Annotated in this window: 3 protein-coding genes; 2 read left to right on the top strand and 1 reads right to left on the bottom strand. The window is 55.5% G+C overall.

The features are described from left to right. Nucleotides 1–869: 869 nt before the first annotated feature. Nucleotides 870–2,855, bottom strand: a complete 1,986-nt coding sequence (locus ACOVQ0_RS02535) for a putative bifunctional diguanylate cyclase/phosphodiesterase (RefSeq protein ID WP_421879856.1) — start codon at nt 2,853–2,855, stop codon at nt 870–872. Nucleotides 2,856–3,230: 375 nt separating this feature from the next. Here ACOVQ0_RS02535 and ACOVQ0_RS02530 point away from each other — a divergent pair, with 375 nt between their 5' ends. Both ACOVQ0_RS02530 and ACOVQ0_RS02525 read left to right on the top strand, forming a co-directional pair. After that, a complete protein-coding gene (locus ACOVQ0_RS02530; protein ID WP_421879843.1) occupies nt 3,231–3,734 on the top strand; it encodes a hypothetical protein in 504 nt (167 codons plus the stop codon). A 32-nt stretch (nt 3,735–3,766) separates the two neighbouring features. Beyond that, nucleotides 3,767–4,037, top strand: a 271-nt coding sequence (locus ACOVQ0_RS02525) for a hypothetical protein (RefSeq protein WP_421879840.1), incomplete at its 3' end; no start/stop codon positions are given.

The following is a 4,037-nucleotide window of genomic DNA, read 5'->3' as shown; positions in this document are numbered from 1 at the left end:
ATCCCGACAAGGTGATTGAGCGTCTCGGCCAGCACATCCATGCCCTTCTGCCACGACGATGGCCCGCTGCTCATCGTCGCCAGCCGGTCTAGAAACATTTGAGATGGATGATGCTTCATTACCCAAGATCTAAAGCCCATAAATCACATCATCAAAAAATCTGAGATTAGATCCATTTTGGTTCAAATAATGGAAAATTTGGCGGAGCGCCATTTCTGTGATATTTAGATAACGTAAGTTACTATTTCGGTTTCTTGCAAATTGTCATGCGGCTAGCTTTAGGGATCTGGTTTGCGGCTTTGGCATTGCCCCTGGAGGGGAAAATGCTTCAATATTGCATCATGATACTTTTCTGTGCCACAGGAATAATCTCAACATTTGTCGTTTACGACTCCTGTGTAAGAGCATTCCATGAATACAAGCGCCTAATGTCAGAACGTGAGACAATATTTCCAATTTGGGACGAAATTCAAGCCGGCGATGAATTGCGATACAGGGAACCAACCCTTGACAACGGTCTAGGATACCGATCCTCAATCGGAAAGGCTGGGACGAAAAATCGAGTAGCCTCTGCATTTGGTGATTGTTTTCATCCACGACCGCCTACGGTTTATAACCGAGCAATACTGCGCAGGTAGCGACGCGTGTAACGCGAACTCTGCGGCAGGACGTTTGGCTGTGCGGAACGGCAGAAACACTTCAATGGTCAAGGCCTCGGGGCCATGCATTTTCTGATCAACCCCAGAGAGTTCGCCGGAGGTATTCGGCTGCTGTGCGAATGCTCACAATGTTGAAGATAAGAGGTGATGCGCTCGCTATCTTCAGCCCGTTTCCATTCCGTCTGGATTGTCTCGATTTGTGCGCTGCTGCTATCGCGCAATACGGAGGCTTTGGGGCTGCTGAGGCCTTTTTCCGGCACAATTGAGCATGCTCTTGAACTCAGCCAGGGGGACCGGCTTTCCAAACAGATAACCTTGCATCTCATGACAACCCAGATCGCGCAGGATGCTGGCCTGCGCTTCGTGTTCTACACCTTCCGCGATCACGCTCATGTCGAGTGCCCTCGCAAGAGTGACCGCGCCGGCGACCAGCATGGTGGCCTTGCTGTCGGGCTCCAGCCCCTGGAGGAGGGACTTGTCGATCTTGATGTGGGTGAAGCCGTAGGACTTAAGGTAATGGATACTGGTAAAACCCGTCCCGAAATCGTCGAGTGCAAGCGAAATCCCAGCTGCTTTCAAGGTATTCATCGCCTTGATCGCCATACCGGGATTGGTGAGCAGATAACTCTCCGTCATCTCCAGCTGCAGGCGTTCGGGCACGAAACCGGTCTGCTCGATAATCTTGAGAACCTGCTGCTCAAAGCCGGGATGCCGGAACTGGGCGGGCGATACATTTACGCTCAGGCATAGCCCGCCAATCGGCTCAATGTCTCGGCAAGCGCGCTCGAGCACATAGAGCCCAAGAGGATGGATCTGACCGGTCGCCTCGGCGACGTGAATGAACTCATCCGGTGAAAGCGCGCCCTCAGCACGGCGAGGCCAACGCAGCAACGCTTCTGCTGCGACTATCGCACCGCTGGCTGCATCGATGATCGGCTGATACACCAGATCGAATTCGTTGCTGCCTAGGCCACTGCCAATCTGTCCCTCGATTTCGATCCGCCTGAGCCGCCCTTTGTCCAGCTCATCGCTGTAAATCGCAACCTGGCCCTTACCCTCGGTCTTGGCGTGGTACATCGCCAAGTCTGCACGGCGCAAAAGTTCACGCGGGTTCACGTCAGAGTCGGTATTACTGGCGATGCCGATCGATCCGCTGATTTGCAGCACATGGCGATCAACCAGAACAGGAAGCGCCATTTGCTCAAGCAGGCGCAGTCCAAGCGTAAGTGCGGATGCCTGTGCGTTTTCGGTGTTCCCGTCGGTTTCCAGAAGCACTGTAAACTCATCGCCCCCCACCCGGGCAAGAATGGCGTTGTCGGGGCATTGTTCGCGCAGACGCTGGCAGACTGTGCGGATCAGCTCGTCTCCAGCGTGATGACCATGTTCGTCATTGACCGTCTTGAAGCCATCCAGATCGATGAAAACGATGGCCAGACTGTTGGCCAGCAAGCCTTGCCGCTGCTCCAGGCGATCAAGTCGGGCAAGAAGTTCCCGCCGATTGGGCAAGCCCGATAGCGGATCGCTGAATGCGATACGGCGATTTTCCTCGCTGAGCTTCTCAGTTTGAAGCTGGCGAATGTGTAGCGTTCGGCGTGATTGCACGACTTCGGAAAAGGAGCGGTTGAAGCTGTGCGTGACCACCGCCATCCCAATGCAGACGCAGCACAGAACCAGCGACTGCGGTAACAGCTGGCCGCCTTCTACCCACGAGAAATAGAGCGCGAAGGCTATCGTGCTTACCACCGAGACCCGCATTGCGGCCGCCCGCAAAGTCATCAGACAAAAGACAGTGCTTACCTGGCTGAGCGCGAGAAAGAATGTCAGGTTACTGCGGGCATATGCCCCCGCGTCCTGATAGACCCAAATCACCCAAGCGTTGAACGTCAGGGTCATTATCACGGCAAGCAAGCAAGTGCGCCACAGATGCCTTGCAAGCTCCGCATCACTGAATTTCTGCGTGTCACCCTGCCGCAGCCACCAGATCGCTCTCGACATGGCGATGCTGGAAATGGCGATCGGAGCGAGCAGGGTCTTGACCAGGGCGGCAGCATTGAACGACGTAACGGTGATAGCCACCGTGTTGCAGACGAGAATAACGTACAGCAGCGGAATGTGGCCTTGAAACGAACTGAATTGCGCTCGCATCAATTCCGGATCGCTGGTGTCCAGATAGAAGAGTCGGAAAAAAGCTCGCATCACCTGCCAAGCGGCCTTCTGTCTGTGTGAACGCACCAGATCATTGCGGTAAGACAGCTGGACTAACGACAGCGTAATGGGTCGATAGCTAAATCTACAAAGCTTCGGAAAGCAGCTGCTCGCTTCCCGATCTGTGGCCGCGTCGGGAAAAAAGGATCGAAATCGGGTCTTGGCCGGCGCGGGTTGCCGCCTTTTTCGCGGTGCGATGCCACTTGTCCGAGGTCAGGCGGCTCCTGATCACGCTATGACCACTTCACCGCTGATGCGCGCCAGCGTCACTTCAGGTGCGCTATCGTGAGGATTGTGCGAGAATGTGACGTCGTTTCCGCGCCGTTGCGGTTTTCAGGAATTGGTTAACAGAGTAGGGGGGCTCTTATGGACGGCCAAGCCGAATCAGTTTTCCGCGCCCTTACGGACAAGCAGCATGAAGCGCTCATGCTTGCGTGCGGCCACCTGACCTCCAAACAGATCGCGATCAAGTTGGGCGTTGCGCCGGTTTCAGTCGACAAACGGATTGACAGTGTCAGAGCGAAGCTTGGCAACATTTCGCGAGTAGAGCTTCTGCGCCTCTACCAGAACTGGCGTGGGTATGATCGAACCATACCTGAGCCAATCATACTACCACCGCAAACGCTTAGCGCCCCACAGGACAGCGAGCAGATCGCCGAGCACATATACCGGTTCGAAGACAGCCTGGCATTCGATGTCAGGAATTCGTGGGACCAGTCACTCGCCTATCTGCGGCCGGGGTTGAAGCCTTCGGACCTGGGCGTGGGTGGCAAGCTTCTTGCCATGCTGGCCGGAGCGGTAGCCATCCTGATGGTGGTGGTACTTTCGCTTGCGGTAGCAACGTCGCTCGGGACCGTTTTAACGGGCTGATTTCTCCGGCTTAGCCAAAGGAGAAATCGCCCATGCTTACCGTTCACAACGCCTCTGTCCGCATCGCCCGGCAAGTCAGTTCTTCCGAGGCATCCCTCGACGATGCCCTCATTCAGGTGACCGCCCTGCTGCACAGCGCAGCCATCGCTCAGAAGGAGTTTCCCGAAGCTCCGTCGACCCGCGTCCAATCAGCCCTGCTCCATCTCTCCAAGACGATGACGAGCCTTGTTGAGGCTCGCGGGGAAATGCTGCGGACCCATGGTCAGTTGCTCGACATCGCCAAAGAAATGGGCGCAACAGAGC

It is taken from the genome of Novosphingobium sp. (genome assembly GCF_049240505.1).
GTDB lineage: Bacteria > Pseudomonadota > Alphaproteobacteria > Sphingomonadales > Sphingomonadaceae > Novosphingobium.
Note: the sequence above shows the minus strand (reverse complement) of the source record. Positions and strands in the feature narration are given on the sequence as shown.